This is a genomic window from Stenotrophomonas sp. SAU14A_NAIMI4_8, from assembly GCF_003086695.1.
In the GTDB taxonomy this organism is placed as follows: Bacteria; Pseudomonadota; Gammaproteobacteria; order Xanthomonadales; family Xanthomonadaceae; genus Stenotrophomonas.
The window spans coordinates 2360768-2377899 of the sequence record NZ_CP025999.1; the positions used below are offsets into that span (position 1 = coordinate 2360768).

At 68.2% G+C, this 17132-nt stretch carries 13 protein-coding genes; 3 read left to right on the forward strand and 10 right to left on the reverse strand.

The genetic code is table 11. The features are described 5' to 3' along the window. Positions 1-9: 9 nt before the first annotated feature. The 9 genes from C1930_RS10900 to C1930_RS10945 all read right to left on the reverse strand — a co-directional run bounded on the left by C1930_RS10900 (position 10) and on the right by C1930_RS10945 (position 12753). A complete protein-coding gene (locus tag C1930_RS10900) occupies positions 10-3366 on the reverse strand; it encodes a hybrid sensor histidine kinase/response regulator (protein WP_108771727.1) in 3357 nt (1118 codons plus the stop codon). A gap of 46 nt (positions 3367-3412) precedes the next feature. Then, positions 3413-6097, reverse strand: a complete 2685-nt coding sequence (locus C1930_RS10905) for an ATP-binding protein (protein WP_108771728.1) — start codon at positions 6095-6097, stop codon at positions 3413-3415. A 416-nt stretch (positions 6098-6513) separates the two neighbouring features. Continuing rightward, entirely contained in the window at positions 6514-7056 is a 543-nt protein-coding gene (locus tag C1930_RS10910) for a TetR family transcriptional regulator (RefSeq protein ID WP_108771729.1), read from the reverse strand. A 5-nt stretch (positions 7057-7061) separates the two neighbouring features. Beyond that, positions 7062-8591 carry an MFS transporter gene (locus tag C1930_RS10915; RefSeq protein WP_108771730.1) on the reverse strand — a complete coding sequence of 510 codons (1530 nt, stop codon included), beginning with the start codon at positions 8589-8591 and terminating at the stop codon, positions 7062-7064. Positions 8592-9132: 541 nt separating this feature from the next. Beyond that, the gene (locus C1930_RS10925) at positions 9133-9744 is read right to left on the reverse strand and encodes a DUF3299 domain-containing protein (protein WP_108771732.1); all 612 of its coding nucleotides are present in this window, start codon (positions 9742-9744) and stop codon (positions 9133-9135) included. After that, complete coding sequence (locus C1930_RS10930) at positions 9734-10270, reverse strand: DUF3299 domain-containing protein (protein ID WP_108772587.1); 537 nt, start codon at positions 10268-10270, stop codon at positions 9734-9736. Before C1930_RS10930 ends, C1930_RS10925 begins: the two co-directional genes overlap by 11 nt. 2 nt (positions 10271-10272) lie before the next feature. Then, positions 10273-11526, reverse strand: coding sequence for an ABC transporter permease (locus tag C1930_RS10935; RefSeq protein ID WP_108771733.1), 1254 nt, complete (start codon positions 11524-11526; stop codon positions 10273-10275). After that, complete coding sequence (locus C1930_RS10940) at positions 11519-12214, reverse strand: ATP-binding cassette domain-containing protein (protein WP_108771734.1); 696 nt, start codon at positions 12212-12214, stop codon at positions 11519-11521. Before C1930_RS10940 ends, C1930_RS10935 begins: the two co-directional genes overlap by 8 nt. After that, entirely contained in the window at positions 12211-12753 is a 543-nt protein-coding gene (locus tag C1930_RS10945; RefSeq protein ID WP_108771735.1) for a DUF2796 domain-containing protein, read from the reverse strand. The genes C1930_RS10940 and C1930_RS10945 overlap by 4 nt, the downstream gene beginning before the upstream one ends. Before the next feature lie 30 nt (positions 12754-12783). Between C1930_RS10945 and C1930_RS10950 the strand changes: the two genes are divergently transcribed. Both C1930_RS10950 and bla read left to right on the forward strand, forming a co-directional pair. After that, positions 12784-13245: a MerC family mercury resistance protein gene (locus tag C1930_RS10950; protein WP_108756323.1), complete on the forward strand. Its 462-nt coding sequence runs from the start codon at positions 12784-12786 to the stop codon at positions 13243-13245. Between the two features lie 437 nt (positions 13246-13682). After that, positions 13683-14522: a subclass B3 metallo-beta-lactamase gene (gene bla, locus C1930_RS10955; protein ID WP_108771736.1), complete on the forward strand. Its 840-nt coding sequence runs from the start codon at positions 13683-13685 to the stop codon at positions 14520-14522. 24 nt (positions 14523-14546) lie between these two features. Here the strand turns inward: bla and C1930_RS10960 are convergent, their stop codons facing one another. Beyond that, a complete protein-coding gene (locus tag C1930_RS10960; protein ID WP_108772588.1) occupies positions 14547-15473 on the reverse strand; it encodes a LysR family transcriptional regulator in 927 nt (308 codons plus the stop codon). 112 nt (positions 15474-15585) lie between these two features. Between C1930_RS10960 and C1930_RS10965 the strand changes: the two genes are divergently transcribed. Next, on the forward strand, positions 15586-17007 hold the full coding sequence (locus C1930_RS10965; RefSeq protein ID WP_108771737.1) for an aldehyde dehydrogenase family protein: 1422 nt from the start codon (positions 15586-15588) through the stop codon (positions 17005-17007). Positions 17008-17132 lie beyond the last annotated feature (125 nt).

The following is a 17132-nucleotide window of genomic DNA, read 5'->3' on the forward strand; positions in this document are numbered from 1 at the left end:
GCAGCCTGCTCACGCTTCGTCCCGCAGGCCATCGCGATAGGCTTCGATCAGATGGCGCAGATCGGACAGCAGCGCGATGCGTTCGTGTTCCGGCAGCGCCTGTCCTTCGCGCAGCAAGCGCTCGGCATCGCCGAAGCGGGCGCCAAGCGGCTTTTCCCCCATCATCAGCAGTACGCCCTTCAGCGCATGCAGCTGTTCCAGCAACGCCGCGTCGTCGCGGCGCTCGCCTGTGGCCTGCATCCTGTCGAGGTCGCGGGTACTGGTTTCCACGAATAGTGCACGCAGCTTGTGCGGCTTGTCCTTTCCTGCGACAGCGCACAGCCGTGGCGACGATGCTGGCGCCTGCAGGTAGCGGTCCAGCATCGCCTGCAGCCGGGCAAGGTCCAGTGGCTTCAGCAGCAGGTCGTCGATGCCCGCCGCGCGACAGCGTTCGCGTTCACTGGCCAGCGCAGTAGCCGTTACGGCCAGGATCGGCAGCGTTTCGCCGCGACCCCGCAGCGCCCGTGCAAGCTGGTAGCCATCAAGGACCGGCATGTTGATGTCGGTCATCACGATATCCCATAGTCCGGATCGCCAGTCAGTCAGAGCCACCTGCCCGTTTTCCATCGCATCGACCTGGCAGTCCAGCTCCTCCAGCTGCTGCTGGATCAGTTCCCGATTGACCGGGTTGTCCTCCACCAGAAGAACGCGGCCCCTCGTGCGGCGTGCTCCGGCCTGCGGCACCGCACCGTGCGTCCGCAGCACGGGCATCCCATCCCCGCGCAGCGCCTGCAGCAGTGCCGGACTGGCGTAGCAGGAGACGTGCACCGCATCATCGCGTTGCTCAGGCGACAACGGTCCCCTGGGATAGGCTCGCAGTACCCTGGCATAGCTGGGCAGTACCGCCAGCTCTTCATCCTCGGTCCAGGCCCGGCGCTCGCCGACGATCACCAGCGCGGCCCCCGCGGCGCCATCCGCAGGCCGCTCGATCACCGTCACCTCGGCGCCCCAGCGGTGCAGCAACTGCCCTATCTCCTGCCGCCACTCCTGCGCCGACGACAGCAGGGAAATGCGGCAGCCGGACAGCGGCTGGTCCGGCGCCGCCGCAACCGTTGAACGCTGAACGGGGACGTCAAGAGTGAACACGCTACCCACGCCCAAGGTGCTCTGCACATGGATGCTGCCGCCGAGCAGCTGCGCCAGCTGCCGGCACAACGCCAGCCCAAGCCCGCTGCCGCCATAGCGGCGGGACACGCTGGCATCACCCTGCTGGAAAGGTCGAAACAGCGAGGCGACCTGTTCTTCTGAAAGGCCAATGCCCGAATCGATCACCTGCAAGCGCAGCTGCCGTTCCCCGCCTGCTCCACCAGCATCCTCGGCGCGCAGGGTGATGCGACCGGATGCGGTGAACTTCACCGCATTGCTCAGAAGATTGTTGAGGATCTGGCGGATACGATGCACGTCGCCGATGAAGACCTCATCCAGCGCGGGATCAATGGCGAAGTACAGCTTTACGTCCTTGCGCTGGGCCTCCGGGGCGTACAGCAGCGCAGCCTGTTCGATCAGCGCACGCAGCGCGAACGGCAGCGGATCGATATCGAGCTGCCCCGCTTCTATTTTGGAAAAGTCCAGCACGTCGCTGATGATCGCCATCAGTGAATCGGCCGACAGACGAATCCGCTGCAGGCGCTCGTGCTGGTCCGGCTGCAGCGGCGAACGGGCCAGCAGCTCAAGATGTCCCAGCACGCCATTGAGCGGCGTGCGGATCTCATGGCTCATCGTCGCCACGAACGCGGTCTTGGCGCGGCTGGCTGCCTCGGCCGCTTCGCGCGCGCGCTCCGAATCCTGCCGCGCCTGCTGCAGCGTTTGCTGAAGCTCGACCTGCGCGGTGGCATCGCGCATCGCGCACACCCAGACGGCCTGGTCGCGGTAGCTGGCTGCCGCCAGGGCGACCTGCAGCTGGCGGGCGTCGTTGGTACCGGCGTCGAGCGCCCAGTTGAATTCACCGCCACGGGCCGGCAGCAGCCCGCGCGCGTGCGCGACCAGTTGGGCATAGAGCTCCGGCACGGCTGCTTCCTGGCCGGATTCGCCGACCAGTTCGCGCGCCACCTGGTTCTGCAGCAGTGCGGCACCATCACGGCGGCGCAGCAGCGCCAAGCCAACCGGCGCGGTACCAATGATGGCCTGGCTCAGCGCTTCGCTCTCATATACCCGCGAGGCATCGGCCAGCGCCGGTGCGAAGACGCGACGGTCCATCCGCCACAGCAGCATCCACAGTGCAGCCAGGATCAGCAGTGCGGTGAACACCCGCAGCAGGATCGCCGCGTGCTGCTCGCGCCACAGGTCCGCCCAGCCGTACAGATGCGTAAGGCGCCAATCCACCCCGCGCAGTGGACCGCTGACCAGGAACCATCCATCGTGGTACTGGCGCTGCCCAGCGGCGGACGACGCATCCGACAGCGCTGCAGCCAGCGTTGCGGGTGACTGCGCGAGCGGACCGCCTGCCATCACCACGCGCCCGTCACCGGTGGTCACCAGGTAACTGCCAGGATCGGTAGCCTCCAGTCGTTCCTTGAGGTTGTCGATGGATTCGAACACCACGCGCCGGAAGTACGGCACGTCGGCGCGGGCCATCGTCATCACGCCGATCAGTGCCGGTTGACCGTTTAGTGGATTGTCACCGAGGAATGACACCAGGCGGCGCCCCTGCGCGGCGCTCGCCACCGGGCCCGGCGCGGGCGTCCGATCACCCACCGAGGCTTCCATCTGCATCAGCTTCTCGAACGCTTGGGCACGGGTCGGCACACGCAGGGTCTGCAGCAGCTGGGCCTCGTCGATCACACCGGCTACGGCCAGCAGCCGCCCCTTGGGCTCATACGCGTACATGATGATCGGCCCCTGCGTCTGCAAGGCAGTGATGGTCCCGGCCGTATAGGCCGAATACTCGTGCAGCATGCCCAGGTAGGCTTCGAGCTCGCCTGCCGGCATCGGCTGTGCGGTATTGCCAAGTACCAGCCACGGCACCGACGCTCGTCCTTCGGCGCGTACCACCAGCTGTTGTCCCTGCGCGTGGAAAGAGGGCAGCAACGGCGCGCCCAGTCGCCGCAGCTCGTCGCGCTGGTCCGTCCACAAGGCGTCGTTGGCATTGATGCTGTTGGCATAGGCACGGTCGCGCTGGGACAGGAAGTAATCCAGTGCCGACTGCGCCTCCTGGAAGGTCTGCCGCTCGCGTGAATGGAAGGCGCCGATGCCACCGACGAGACTGGCTACGGCCGTCAGCACGATCAGGATGCTGATCAGGCCGCCCCCGCCGAACAGCAGGCGTCGCTGCAGCCTGCGCAGTGCGTCGATCTGGTTGCTGTTCGCTGCAGGCACGGCCGGAAGCATGGAGATTCCCCTTGAATGAAGTCGTGCGGTGTCGCCCGCGATGAATCTAGTCCAAGCCCTGCCCGACCGCCAGCAGCCGCTGCCCTGGTCGGGCCGGTGCCTGCAGCGCCTGCAGCAGCGACTCGCCGGAATAGCAGGATACCCGCCACGTGGATCCCCGCCGCTGCGCTCGCAGGGGGCCATTGGCACTCACCCGGACCACGCAGCGCCCGTCCTCGACGGCGGCGGGCAGTTCCCGACCTGGCCCCCGCTCGAACAGCACCAGCGGCGTAGCCGCATCGACATCGTGCTGGGCCAGCAGCGCGGGATCATCGAACACCTGCACATGGGCGCCCCATGCCTGCAGGCGTCGGCTCAGTTCCTCGCTCCAGCCGGCCGCCGCCGAGACGAGTACCACGCTGCGTCCTGCAAGCGGCCGAGGCGCGGCGCCAGCCACACGCCCCACCGGTACCGCGAAGGTGAACACGCTGCCGACCGCAGGCGTGCTGCGCGCATGGATCTCCCCGCCTAGCCGCATGCACAGTTCGCGGCACAGCGACAGCCCCAGGCCGGACCCACCGAAGCGGCTGATGATGCTGGCATCGGCCTGCACGTAGGGCTGGAACAATCGCTCCAGCTGCAACGGGTCCAAACCGATACCTGAGTCAGCCACCTCCACCTGCAGCAACAGTGTTTCGCCCTGAAGTTCCACCCGCGCACGCAGCGCGATGCGGCCGGACAGGGTGAACTTCACTGCATTGCTGACCAGGTTGCGCAATACCTGCTCGATGCGCGCCTGCGGGCCTTCCACCTGGGCAGGCACGGACGCATCCACTGACAGGTCCATCACCAGTCCCTTGGCTTCGGCCAGCGGCGCGAACAGCAGGGCAACCCGTTCCAGCAGGACGATCGGCTCAAACGTTTCGGTGTGCAGCTCCAGCTGGCCCGCCTCTGCACGGGAGTAATCCAGCACGTCGTTGATGATCTGCAACAGCGAGTCGGCCGATTGGTTGATGCGACGCAGTCGGGCCTGTTGATCCTCATCGAGCGAGGAGCGGCCCAGCAGTTCCAGGTGTCCAAGGATGCCGTGCAGTGGCGTGCGGATTTCGTGGCTCATCGTCGCCAGGAAGATGCCCTTGGCCTGGCTTGCCGCTTCGGCCGCCTGGCGTGCCTGCGCCTGCTGCTGCTCAAGCTCCACTCGCGCACTGAGATCGCGCAGTGCGCACAGCAGTACGCTGCGCCCCTGGTAGGTGGCGCCCACCGCACCCACCAGCAGTTGCTGGCCGGGTGATGTATCGTTTGCCGGAACAGGCAGCTCGAACTCCACCGGCGCCTGGAACGTGCCGGCGCCCGATTCGTGCTCGGATGCCAGCTGCACCAGTTGCAGGTACAGCGGCATGCCGCTGCGCTCAGCCGCGGCCGCATAGTGGCGCATCAGCTCGTTCTGCAGGACAGGACGGGCCTCGCCGCGGTCGATCAGGCACAGGCCCACCGGCGACAACTGGATGAGGGAACGGCTGAGCTGCTCTCCCTGGTAGACCCGCGCGGCACGCGCCAGCGCCGGGCCGAATACACGCCAGTGCAGCCAGGCAAGCAACGTCCAGAGGCCCAGCAGCAACCCACCTCCCAGCGCGGCAGCCACACCATACAGTCGCCGGCCATCATGAGCGATGTCGCCCACGCAATAGGTGTTCACCAGCAGCCAGTCGGTGCCGGCGACACGCAGCGCCTGATAGAAGCGGAGCCCTCGCCGGAACGCCACCACGGCCCCATCACCCTGCCTGCCTGCGCGCAGTCCACGCACCGCATTAGCCAGTGGCAGTTCCGCCGCGTCCGCAGTACCCGCAACCACCCGGCCATCAGCGGCAACCACAAATGACGTGCCACGATCAGCAGCCATCATCACCCCTACCAGCCGGTCCGTGGGCTCCAGGGTCACGAAGGTACCGATTGCACCTGTCTTGTCGTGCGCTGAAAGCCGCACGGCGATCGAAGGTGCGGCGTACACGGGATCGCGCACCAGTGCGATCTGCATCGCACCATCGCCGCCCCGCGCAGCGGCGCCCGACGCGTTCCCGGCATCTGCGGAGGACGAGGACAGCAATTGCAGTTGCTGGAACAATCCAGCGCGATGCTCGGCGCCGGTGGCCGCAAGCAGGCGCTGTTCGGTCAGGCCATCTCCAAGCACCAGGAACTGGTGGCTCGGGTCGAAGAAGAAACCGCTGGCAGCGGTATCCGCTTCCCCTTGCGGCGTGCTCAGCCTGCGGATCACCGACAGCGAATGGGCCAACGTGAGATAGCGGTCGAGACGGGCAAGCGGCCAGGTCTCGGTCCCCACCCCCAACACCATCTGCGGAGCGCTCTCAGGCCCGGCGCTGACGATCATCCGCTGGCCGCCGGCCAGGTAGCGCTGCCGCTCTGCCAGTCGGGTAGCGGCGTCGCTGTCCGGACGATGTCGCCAGGCATACTCGGCCATGTTCAGCATGCGCTGGTGGGCCGCGTCCGCCGCCACCAGATGCGCCTCGACAGCGGCATGGGTGCGCTGCAGCCCCTCCAGGCGACGTGTCTGGAAGCCGCTGGCATGCAGCAGCACCAACGCGACCACACCCGCAACGACGGCGAAGCTGAGCAGGCACCCGCCCCACAGCAGCACGCGGTGCTGGTATCGGCGCAGCGCACTGACATCGCAGTCTTCACCGTCGAAGGAGGCGCGTCCGCGCAACAGAGCTGGAAGGGAGGAAAACCAGTGCATGGAAGGTGAAGCAGGCGCCAGCGACGCACCGCGTCGGGGCGGCGCGCTCGTGGAGGGCCGGTGGTGGGTTCACGAGGTTATCGGTGCTTTGACCTCCCTCCCCATAGGACACGGCTGAGTTCGATCCGCCACCACCGGACTGGCGGCCCTGCGGCCAGCAGAGGCGTCTATGGCAGAACGAAGCCGAGCACCACCAGCCCCGCCGCCCACACCAGGAGCGATCGCGGCGCGTTGCCGTAGACCGCGCACTTGTAGCGACGTAATGCAGCCGTCCGCCAGCGATCTGCTTGCTTGGCGCTTGTGACTGGCATGCCAGCGACGCTGTAGCGTGCAGCTAGTCCTTCCCAGGCTGATCGGGAGGTAGAGTCGAGCTTGCTCGACTACCCCACGCGAAAATTCGTCGAGCAAGCTCGACGCTACGGCTTCGCCAACAACCCAGCAATGCGCTCGGCCACCTGCGCGCGCAGCGCCGGCTCCAGCTTGCCTTCATACATGGCTTCATAGATCCACAGCCCATCGGCAGCCAGCCGCGCCACGAAATTGTCCAGCGCCGCAGGATCGTCGCTGCCGGCGGCCGGTGGCGCCGGCGCCCAGCGCTCCATCACCGGCGCCCACGGGCGTTCACCGGCCTCCGGGTCCATCGATTCCAGCATGAACAACAGCTCGGCCCGCGTAGCACTCTGCGCTGAAACGCGCACGAACGTCTGGTAACGCTCCAGCGCACTGGCTTCTTCGGCGCGCTTGCCCAGCAGCACCTCCATCGACGCTTCCCACTGCTGCACCAGATGCTCGTCGATCCCACGCAGCAGCGCCTCGCGCGATGGAAAGTGGTACAGCAACCCGCCGCGGGTCAACTGCGCTTCGGCAGCCACCGATTCGAAGGTGACCGCGCGCACGCCCTCGCGATTGATGACGGCCACGGCCGCGTCGAGGATGCGTTGGCGCTTGCTGGTTCTCATTCGCGCTACTTTACGCGATCAGCCGCGGCCTCGCGGCTGCCGGCGCGGCCACGCAGCAGTCGGCCGGTGATGATCGCGCCGACCGCCAGCACCACGGCCACCACCCACAGCACGATGCGGTAGCTGCGGTCGTAGGCCGCCGTGGCCTGCGCGAACCAGGCCTCCGGCCCGCTCTGTCGGGCCACATGCACAGCCTGCACGAAGCCCTCCCGAGCAGCATCGGGCAGCCCCCTCGCCGGCAGGAACGCGCCGTACAGGGCCGCGCTCAGGCTGCCCAGCAGGGCCACCGCCAGCAGGCCGCCGAACTCGTAGGACACCTCTTCCACCGACGATGCCATGCCGGCACGGTGGGCCGGCACGTTGTTGAGGATCGCCGCCGACGCCACCGAGATTGCCGCACCCATGCCGAAACCGGTGATGGCCATACCGGCGATCACCCAGCCCAGCCCCAGCGGGAAGCCGAACGCGACCACCGCCACACCCACCGCACCAATGCCCAGACCACCTGCGATCAGCGGCCGCAGGCCCAGCCGATGCACCAGGCTGCCGCCCAGCAGGGCACTGGGCAGGCTGCCGAGCGCGGCCACCGACACCAGCAGCCCCGCATGCAACGGGCTGAAGCCGGCCACCAGCTGGAAGCGCTGGGTGGTGACCAGCTGCAGGCCGGCCAGCGCAAACAGCGTGAAAACCGCCGACAAGGTGCCGGCCAGGAACGCCGGGTTCTGGAACACGCTGAAATCCAGCAAGGGGTACGGCAGTCGACGCTGTCTGCGCACGAACGCGTAGCCGGCTACCGCGGCCAGCAGCAGCGCCGCGGCGCCCACGGCATAGGCCGGCGGCGCGGCAATCCACGACTTGATCGCCAACACCAGGCCCGACAGCGCGGCCAGCGCCAGCAGCGACGACCACAGATCCCACGGGCGCGAGTGATCGCGCTGGCCCTCAGGCGCCAGCACAAGCGTGGCCACGAAAGCGACCACGACCACCGGCACGTTCACCAGGAACACCGAACCCCACCAGAAATGCTGCAGAAGCCAGCCACCGATGATCGGCCCCAGCGCCGCACCCACCAGCGACACCGAGCCCCAGATCGCAATGGCCATCGTGCGCTCGCGCGGGTCGTGGAAGCTGAGCCCGATCAGCGCCAGGGTGGCCGGCATCATCGCCGCCGCGCCCACCGCCAGCAGCGCCCGCGCGGCGATCAACTGTGCGGCGCTGCCCGCATAGGCGGCCACGATCGAGGCCAGCCCGAATACCACCAGCCCGATCAGGAACATGCGGCGGTGGCCGATGCGGTCGCCCAGCGTACCGGCGCCCAGCAGCAGGCCCGCCATCACCAGCGGATAGGCATTGATGATCCACAGCGCCTGCGCCGGCGTGGCCGCCAGCGCCTCGCTCAGGGTGGGCAGCGCGGTGTACAGCACCGAATTGTCCAGGGTGACCAGCAACAGGCCTGCGGCCACGGTGAACAGCAGCGCCCAGCGCCGGGCACGCGACAGGGCCGGGGCACCGGCCAGAGACTGGGAAACCGCCATGGAACACGCCCGCAAGGAGAATTGACGGCCATAACTATACAGGACGTCCGGTATAGTTAGATGAACCCAACCCACCCCTGGGCCCCGTAGAGTCGAGCTTGCTCGACTGCTCCGCGCTCTTCGTAGAGTCGAGCTTGCTCGACTGCTCCGCGCTCTTCGTAGAGTCGAGCTTGCTCGACTGCTTCGCGCCCTTCGTAGAGTCGAGCTTGCTCGACTGCTTCGCGCCCTTCGTAGAGTCGAGCTTGCTCGACTGCTCCTGCCAAAAGCAGTCGAGCAAGCTCGACTCTACGACGCCTCGTTTCCGATCATCGCCGCCCGACACGTCACGACACCTCGTTTCCGATCATCGCCGCGCCCGACACGTCACGACGCCCCGTTTCCCATCATCGCAACGCCCGAAAGGTCGCGGCACCGCGTTTTCCCATCATCGCGTCGCCCGAACGGTCGCCGCACCCCAATCCCCACCATCGCGACGCCCCAAAGATCATCGCACCTCGATCCACATCATCTCGGCCCTCAACAGGTCACCACACACCCCACCTCACGGCGCCACCACCACCAGCTCCCCATCCCCCACCTCATACGACGCACTGGCGATATCCGCATCGAACCGCTGCACCCGCAGCGTGCCGGTCAACCGATACGCATCCCACAACGCCCCGGGCGCCATCGGCTGCGCCAGGCGCACATGAATCACCTGGTTAGGCGGTGGCGGTGGCACATGGATGCACGCGCCGTAGAACGGTACGAACAATCCCTCGCTCACCCGCCCGGCATCGTCGCCGCCCAGCGGCACCAGATAGCCCTGCAGGCGCACCGGTCTACCGTCCACCGCCTCCACCACCGCCGACGAACCAAACTGCTTGGCGCGCACCGGGCTGGAATGGTCGATCACCGTTCCCGGCGCACTGCCGGCACCGCTGTCATCGATCAGCCCGCCAATGCCCTGCATCCCATTGCCGCGTGCAACACCGATCTGCGGCGGGGGGCGCTGGAAGACATCCTGGTCCGGCATCAAGCTGTCCCATTGCGCGATCACCGCAGCCTCGGGAGGACTGCTCGGCGCCGCGGCAGCACTGGGCGCCACGGCCGGTTCGCGCCCGCAGGCTCCCAGCAGACCCAGCATCGCGATCAGCAAGCATCTAGGGTTCATAAGGCCTCAACCTCGGTTCGCGCATGCTGTAGGCCGACCCACCCAGATCGTCGTCCACCCGCTCGGCCTGCAGATGCCCTGCAAGAAAATACGGCGCATACATGTCCGGCATCGCGATGGGTTCCGGCAGCCGCACATGCACGATCTGGTTCGGCGGCGGTGGTGGCACGTGGATGCACGCGCCGTAATACGGCACGAACAGGAACTCACTCAAGCGCCCGTCCGCCGCGGTGCCCAGCGGTACCACGTAGCCCGGCAACCGCACCGGTCGCTGCAGCACCGCGTCGACCGTGCGGAACGTACCGAACTGCGCCATGCGCCGGTTACCGCTGTGCTGCACCTGCGGCCCGTCGCCGCGCTCCAGCGCTGCCAGCTCGTCGGGCGGCAGCATCTGCAGCCAATCCAGTTCCTGTTCGACCGCCGCCGCAGCGGCAGGCGCATCCTGCGGTAGCGCCGTCACGCCGGTATCCACCGGACGCTGGCAGGCCGCCAACAGCAGCAACGACAACGCAAACACGTGGCGCATGTTCATAGCGCCGGCGCCAGGCCATCGGCCAGCGTGCGCCGATAAGCCAGCAGCGCCGGCACCAGCCCGGCCACTGCACTCAGCGCCACCACCGCCGCCACCCAGGCTAGTTCGCGCAGATCCGGCCACACATGCGTGATCGAAAGCCCGTAGTGGGCCAATGCCCACTCGCGTCCAGCCAGGCTGACGGCCGCCAAGACGCCCAGCGCCAGCACGACGGCCACCGTGCTGCTGGCCACCGCTTCCAGCACCAGCCGTCCGGCCACCGCGACCGGGCGCGCACCGCAGGCGCGCAGCACCGCCATCTCGCGGCGGCGCTCCTGCAGCGTGCTGACCAGCATCGCCACCAGCGACACCAGCCCCAGCAGCACCACCATCGCGCTGATCAGCCGCAGCGCCTGCTCGGCACCGCCCAGGCTCTGCCACAGCTGCTGCAGCGTCACCCCCGGAAGAATCGCCATCAATGCCTCATCGGGGTACTCGTTGATGCGCCGCTGCACCGCAAACGTCGCCACCCGCGAATGCAGGCCCAGCATGAACGCGGTGATGCTGGTCGGGGTCAGGTCGCTGTGGCGCGCCGCCTCGGCACTGATCTGCTGGCTGCGCATCGGCACGCCCGAGCGCCAATCCAGATGGATCGCTTCGATCGCCGGCAGTGACACCAGCACCGACGAATCCACCGGCGTGCCGGTACGCTGCAGCACGCCGCTGACCCGGAAAGGCTTGTCGGCATGCGTGGTCAGGGTCACCGCAGCGGTACCGTGGGCCACCACCAGCGTATCGCCCACCCCCACCCGCTGTGCGCGCGCCACATCGGCGCCCAGCACGGCGTCGTACAGATCATCGAAGACCCGGCCATCGGCAAGCTGCAGGGCATGGCCGGCGCCATAGCGGTAGTGGTCGAAGTAGCCGGCCGTGGTGCCGATCACCCGGTAGCCACGCCACGAATCGCCCAGCGACAGCGGCACCGCCCACTTCACCTGCGGCAACGCGGCCAGCTCCTGGTAGGACTGCCAGGACACGTTGTTGGTCGCATCGCCCATGTGGAATACCGAATACAGCAGCAGGTTCACCGGCCCCGAGCGTGCGCCCACGATCAGGTCGGTGCCCGACACCGTGCTGGCGAAACCTTCATGCGCCTGCGTGCGTACCCGCTCCACGCCCAGCAGCAGGGTCACGCTCAGGGCAATGACCAGCATCGTCAGGCCCGCGCCCAGCGCACGACTGCGCAGGCTGGCCCAGGCCAGTTCAAGCATGGGCCACCCCCGCGTGGTTGATCGCCTTAAGGTCCAGCACCTGGTCGAACAGCGCCGGCAGGCTGTCATCGTGGCTGACCACCACCGCCGTGGTTCCGGCCGCCTGGCATTGCGCGGTCATCAGCCGCAGGAAGGCATTCGCTGCCTCGCGGTCCAGCGCCGAGGTCGGCTCATCGGCCAGCAGCACGGCGGGCCGACCGATCAGCGCACGTGCCGCGGCCACACGTTGCTGCTGGCCCACGCTGAGTGTTCCGGCGCGCCGCTGCATCACTGCCGGGTCCAGCTGCAGCGCCTGCAACAGCCGCGCGATCTCAGCGGTCAGGCCGCCCTGCACGCGGGCGCTGCGTGCCCTCGAAAAGCGCACGCCCAGCGCCACGTTGTCGTGCACGCTCAGGAACGGCAACAGGTTGAACTGCTGGAAAACCACGCCCAGCTGGTCGGCACGGAAACGATCGCGGGCCGCTCCACCCAGTGCGCGCAGCGCGTGCCCGGCCACCTGCACGCTGCCCTGCTGCACCCGTAGCACCCCGGACAACAGGCCCAGCAGCGTGCTCTTGCCCGAGCCGCTGGCCCCGCGCAGCAACACGCTGCTGCCGGCGGCAATGTGCAGCTGGGGTATATCCAGCACCGCGTGCGCGCCGTAACCGAAGCGCACCGCGTCCAGAGCGATGATGGGCGTGCCGGTCATGGCGCCAGCACCACCCGCAGATTGTCCGGCGTCACGATACTGCGCCCCTGGCCGGCGGCCGTGGCCGTGTTGACGATGACCTCGCGCAGACCCGGGAACACGGTGGGCAGCGTGACCAGCACCACCCGCAGCGCCGCCGGGTTGGCGCAGCGGTACGCCAGCGATGCAGTAAAGCCCGCATGGGCGTGCGTGGTGCTGCCGGTGTTGGCGGTGTTGGCGGTCTGTGGCTGGAAGCCCTCGGCCTGTGCATCGGCGCGGATGCGTGTGCACTGCGCGGCGCTGGGCAGGGTCAACCAACGCCCCTCACGCAGCACCGTCAGGGCGCGCTGCAGCGCCGCGCGCTCGGCTTCGTTCGTCGGCGGACGTTCGTAATCCAGCACGCCCATGCCCGGCGCGGCCAGGGTCAGCTCCAGGGCGCCGTTGTCCACGGCCAGATCAACATTGGCCTGGCCGTGCACGTGCGCGCCCAGCTGTCGGTGGTCATGTGCGTGCGCCGTTGGCAAGGCACTCAGCAGCAGGAAGGCAAAGGTGTACTTCATGATCGATCCTATTTGTTACTATGTAACATTATGGACCACATCACCACGCTTCCCGCAAGCCACGCCCCCCAACCGCCAGCATCGGCACGCTGGCATGCCCGCTTCGATTTCGGTGCTGCCTGGCTGGCCATGGCCTGCGCCGCGCACTGCATCACCTTGCCGCTGCTGCTGGCCTTCGTGCCTGCGGCACTGATGGCGCTGCGCTCTTTCCAGCACCCTGCGCACAGCCTGATGACCGCCTTGCTGGTCATGTCGCGCTGGGAATGGGTGTTCGCGCTCTTGGCCACGGTGTTGGCGATGGCCAGCACCACGTTGGGGCGGCGCCGGCATCATCGGCGCCTGCCGCAGGGCTTGGCGTTTGCGGGCGCGTTGTTGCTGATGCCTTCGGCGCTGTATCTGCCGCTGAAGGAATCGCTGCTGTGGCATGGCCTGCTGACCGCATGCGGTGGCATGCTGCTGGCCGCCGCGCATATCGCAAACCGCCGCGCGTGATCGACCGCTCATGATCCGTAGAGTCGAGCGTGCTCGACTGCCGTTCGCGCAATGCCGCACAGAGCAGTCGAGCAAGCTCGACTCTACCGGTCATGGGCAATCAGGCATGCCCAACGCGCCGTGCTGCTTATCCGTAGAGTCGAGCTTGTGCCGTTCGCGTAATGCTGCACAGAGCAGTCGAGCAAGCTCGACTCTACCGGTCATGGGCAACCAAGCATGTCCAACGCGCCGTGCTGCTTGTCCGTAGAGTCGAGCTTGCTCGACTGCCGTTCGCGCAATGCCGCATTGCCGCGCGGGGTCGTGTTGCACGGAGCAGTCGAGCAAGCTCGACTCTACCGGTCATGTGCGCCGCCCTTATGGCTGCCATGAAAAATACGCGAAACGGCCCGCGCGGCCCGCGTGATAGCGTCCCCACTGCCATCACACAACCCACCGCCATGCGCACATTCGCCCTGATCCTGCTCTCCACCCTGCCCTTCGCCGCCACCAGCGCCGAGCCCGCGCCGCTGCCGCAACTGAAGGCCTACACCGTCGACAGCGCCTGGCTGCAGCCCATCGCGCCGCTGCAGATTGCCGACCACACCTGGCAGATCGGCACTGCCGAACTCACCGCGCTGCTGGTGCAGACGCCCGAAGGCGCGGTGCTGCTCGATGGCGGCATGCCCCAGATGGCCGATCATCTGCTGGCCAACATGAAACTGCGCGGCGTGGCACCGCACGATCTGCGGCTTATCCTGCTCAGCCATGCCCATGCCGACCACGCCGGCCCGGTGGCCGAACTGAAGCGCCGCACCGGCGCGCAGGTGCTGGCCAACGCCGAAACCGCCGTATTGCTGGCACGCGGCGGCAGCAACGACCTGCACTTCGGCGATGCCATCACCTTCCCGCCGGTGCAGGCCGACCGCATCGTGATGGATGGCGAGGTCGTCGAATTCGGCGGCATCCGCTTCACCGCGCATTTCGTGCCCGGTCACACCCCTGGCAGCACCGCCTGGACCTGGACCGATACCCGCGACGGCGCACCGCTGCGCATCGCCTATGTGGACAGCCTGAGCGCACCGGGCTATACGGTGAAGGACAACCCGCGCTACCCGCACCTGCCGCAGGACTTCCAGCGCAGCTTCGCCACCGTGCGCAGCCTGCCCTGCGATCTGCTGCTGACCCCGCACCCGGGTGCCAGTAACTGGAACTACCGCGCCGGCAGCGATGCGGCCGCCAAGGCGTTGACCTGCAGCGCGTATGCCGATGCCGCCGAGCGCAATCTGCGCCAGCGCTGATCCGCCTCCGACAACAGGAGCTGGCTACGGAACCGCGCGCAGCGCGTCCGGCGCCAGCCCCGCGGCATCGCGTTCGCGCTGCAGATCGGTGAACGCCTTCAGCGCCGGTGGCACGTGCCGGTGCCCGGGGAAGTACAGGTACAAGCCCGGGAACGGCGGGCACCACGCGTCCAGCACCGGCACCAGCGCGCCGCTGTCCAGGTCGTCACGGATGTGCCATTCGGACAGGAATGCCAGGCCCACGCCGGCCAGCGCGGCCGCGCGCGCCGCCTGCAGTTCGGCCACCACCAGCCGCGCCGGCGGGTCCACCTGCAGCACCTGGCCACGATGCTCCAGCTCCCAGCGGTACAGCCCACCGTGCGACAGGCGCATGCGGATCGCCGCGTGCGTGGCCAGCGCGTCCGGCGTGTCCGGCGTGCCGTGCGCGGCCAGATAGCCCGGCGCGGCCACCACGCGCATGCGCTGCTGGCGGTACAGCGGCACCGCCACCATGTCCTGCGGCACCTGCTCGTGCAGGCGCACGCCGGCATCGAAACCATCGGCCACGATATCCACCAGCCGCGCCTCGGCGGCCATCTCCAGCCGCACGCGCGGGTAGCGCTGCACGAACTCGGCCACCAGCCCACACAGCATGCGCGTGCTTTCCGGCGGCACGTTGATGCGCAAGGTGCCGCCGGGGTCACGCTCATCCTCGTGAAGCGCGTCGCCTGCGCCGCGGATCGCCTCCACCGCCGGCCCCACCTGCGCCACATAACGCGCGCCGGCCTCGGTCAGCGCCACGCTGCGCGTGGTGCGGTGGAACAGACGTGCCTGCAGCCGCGCTTCCAGGCTGGCCACCGCATGGCTGAGCGCCGAGGTGGACATGCCCAGCTCGCGCGCCGCCGCGCGGAAGCTGCCACGCCGGGCCACGGCCAGTACGGCCTCCAGCTCCACCAGTCCGGATCGATGCACGGTCGCACTCACATAGTCCCGGAAATCGGGACTCCCCATCCACCATAAACCGGATTCCCAGCACGGTCGAGCGGGCACAGACTGGCCGCACCTTCCCAACGGATTCCTCGCCATGCAGCGCATCGAGCAGCACTACATCAACGGCGCCTTCGTCGCCTCGCACGGCCAGCAGCTGGCCGACCTGCACAACCCCGCCACCGAAGCGGTGATCGGCCAGGTGCGGCTGGGCGACGCGGTAGACGCAGAGCGCGCCATCGCCGCGGCCCACGCCGCACTGCCGGCCCAGGCCGCGCGTAGCGTGGAAGAACGACTGGCCCAGCTGGGTCGTTTCCGCGATGCCATGGCCGCCCGCCGCGATGACCTGCATGCTGCCGTGCTGGCCGAGTACGGCGCACCTTCGGCGCGCTCGCGCTGGATGGTGGAGCACCCGGTGCAGGTGATCGACGACGCCATGAAGGTCCTGTCCGACTTCCCGTTCCAGCGCAGTGTCGGCCAGGCCCAGGTGCACTACCTGCCGGTGGGTGTGGCCGGCATCATCACACCCTGGAACAGCAACGCCGCCTTCATCTGCGCCAAGCTGGTCACCGCGCTGGCCGCCGGTTGCACGGCCGTGGTCAAGCCCAGCGAACTGTCGGGCCTGCAGACCCAGGTGGTGATGCAGGCACTGCACGCCGCGCAGTTGCCGCCGGGCGTGGCCAACATCGTCAACGGCGCCGGGCACGATGTCGGTGCCGCGCTCAGTGCCTCGCCGCAGGTGGCCAAGATCTCCTTCACCGGCTCCACCGGCACCGGCCGCGCGATCCTGCGCGCGGCCGCGGACAGCTTCAAGCGGGTCACTCTGGAACTGGGCGGCAAGTCGCCCACGATCATCCTCGACGACGCCGACGCGGACAGCGCCGCCGCCTTGGCGGTGCAGGCCGGCTTCATCAACAGCGGCCAGGCCTGCGTGGCCGGCACCCGCATCCTGGTGCCGGAATCCCGCCGTGCCGAATTCGAGGACGCCCTGGCGCGTGCGGTGAAGGCCGTGCGCAGCGGTGACCCGCAGGATCCCGCCACCCAGGTCGGGCCGATGGTCAGCCAACGGCAGTGGGAGCGCGTGCAGGGCTACATCCGCACCGGCCTGGGCGAAGGCGCGCGGCTGCTGGCCGGTGGCGAAGGCCGCCCCGACGGCCTGCAGCGCGGCTGGTTAGTACGCCCCACGCTGTTCACCGATGTGCGGAACGATATGACCGTGGCCCGCGAGGAAATCTTCGGGCCCGTGCTGTGCATCATCGGCTACCGCGACGAGGCCGATGCCGTAGCGATTGCCAACGACAGCCCCTATGGCCTGAGTGCCCTGGTGATCGGCGCTGACACCCCGCGCGCCACCGCCGTAGGCCGGCAGATCCAGTCCGGCCGCGTGCTGGTGAATACCCTGCTGCACGAATCGCTGGCCCCGTTTGGCGGCATGAAGCAATCGGGCATTGGCCGCGAAAGCGGCCAGTGGGGCCTGGAAGCGTTCCTGGAACCGCAGACCGTAATGGCCGCCCAGTAACCCGACCAACGGATGGGGCGGCACGCCTCTGCCTTGGTAGGTGCCCACCTTGGTGGGCACGCCTCTGCCCGGTAGGTGCCGACCTTGGTCGGCGCGCCTCTGCCTTGGTAGGTGCCGACCTTGGT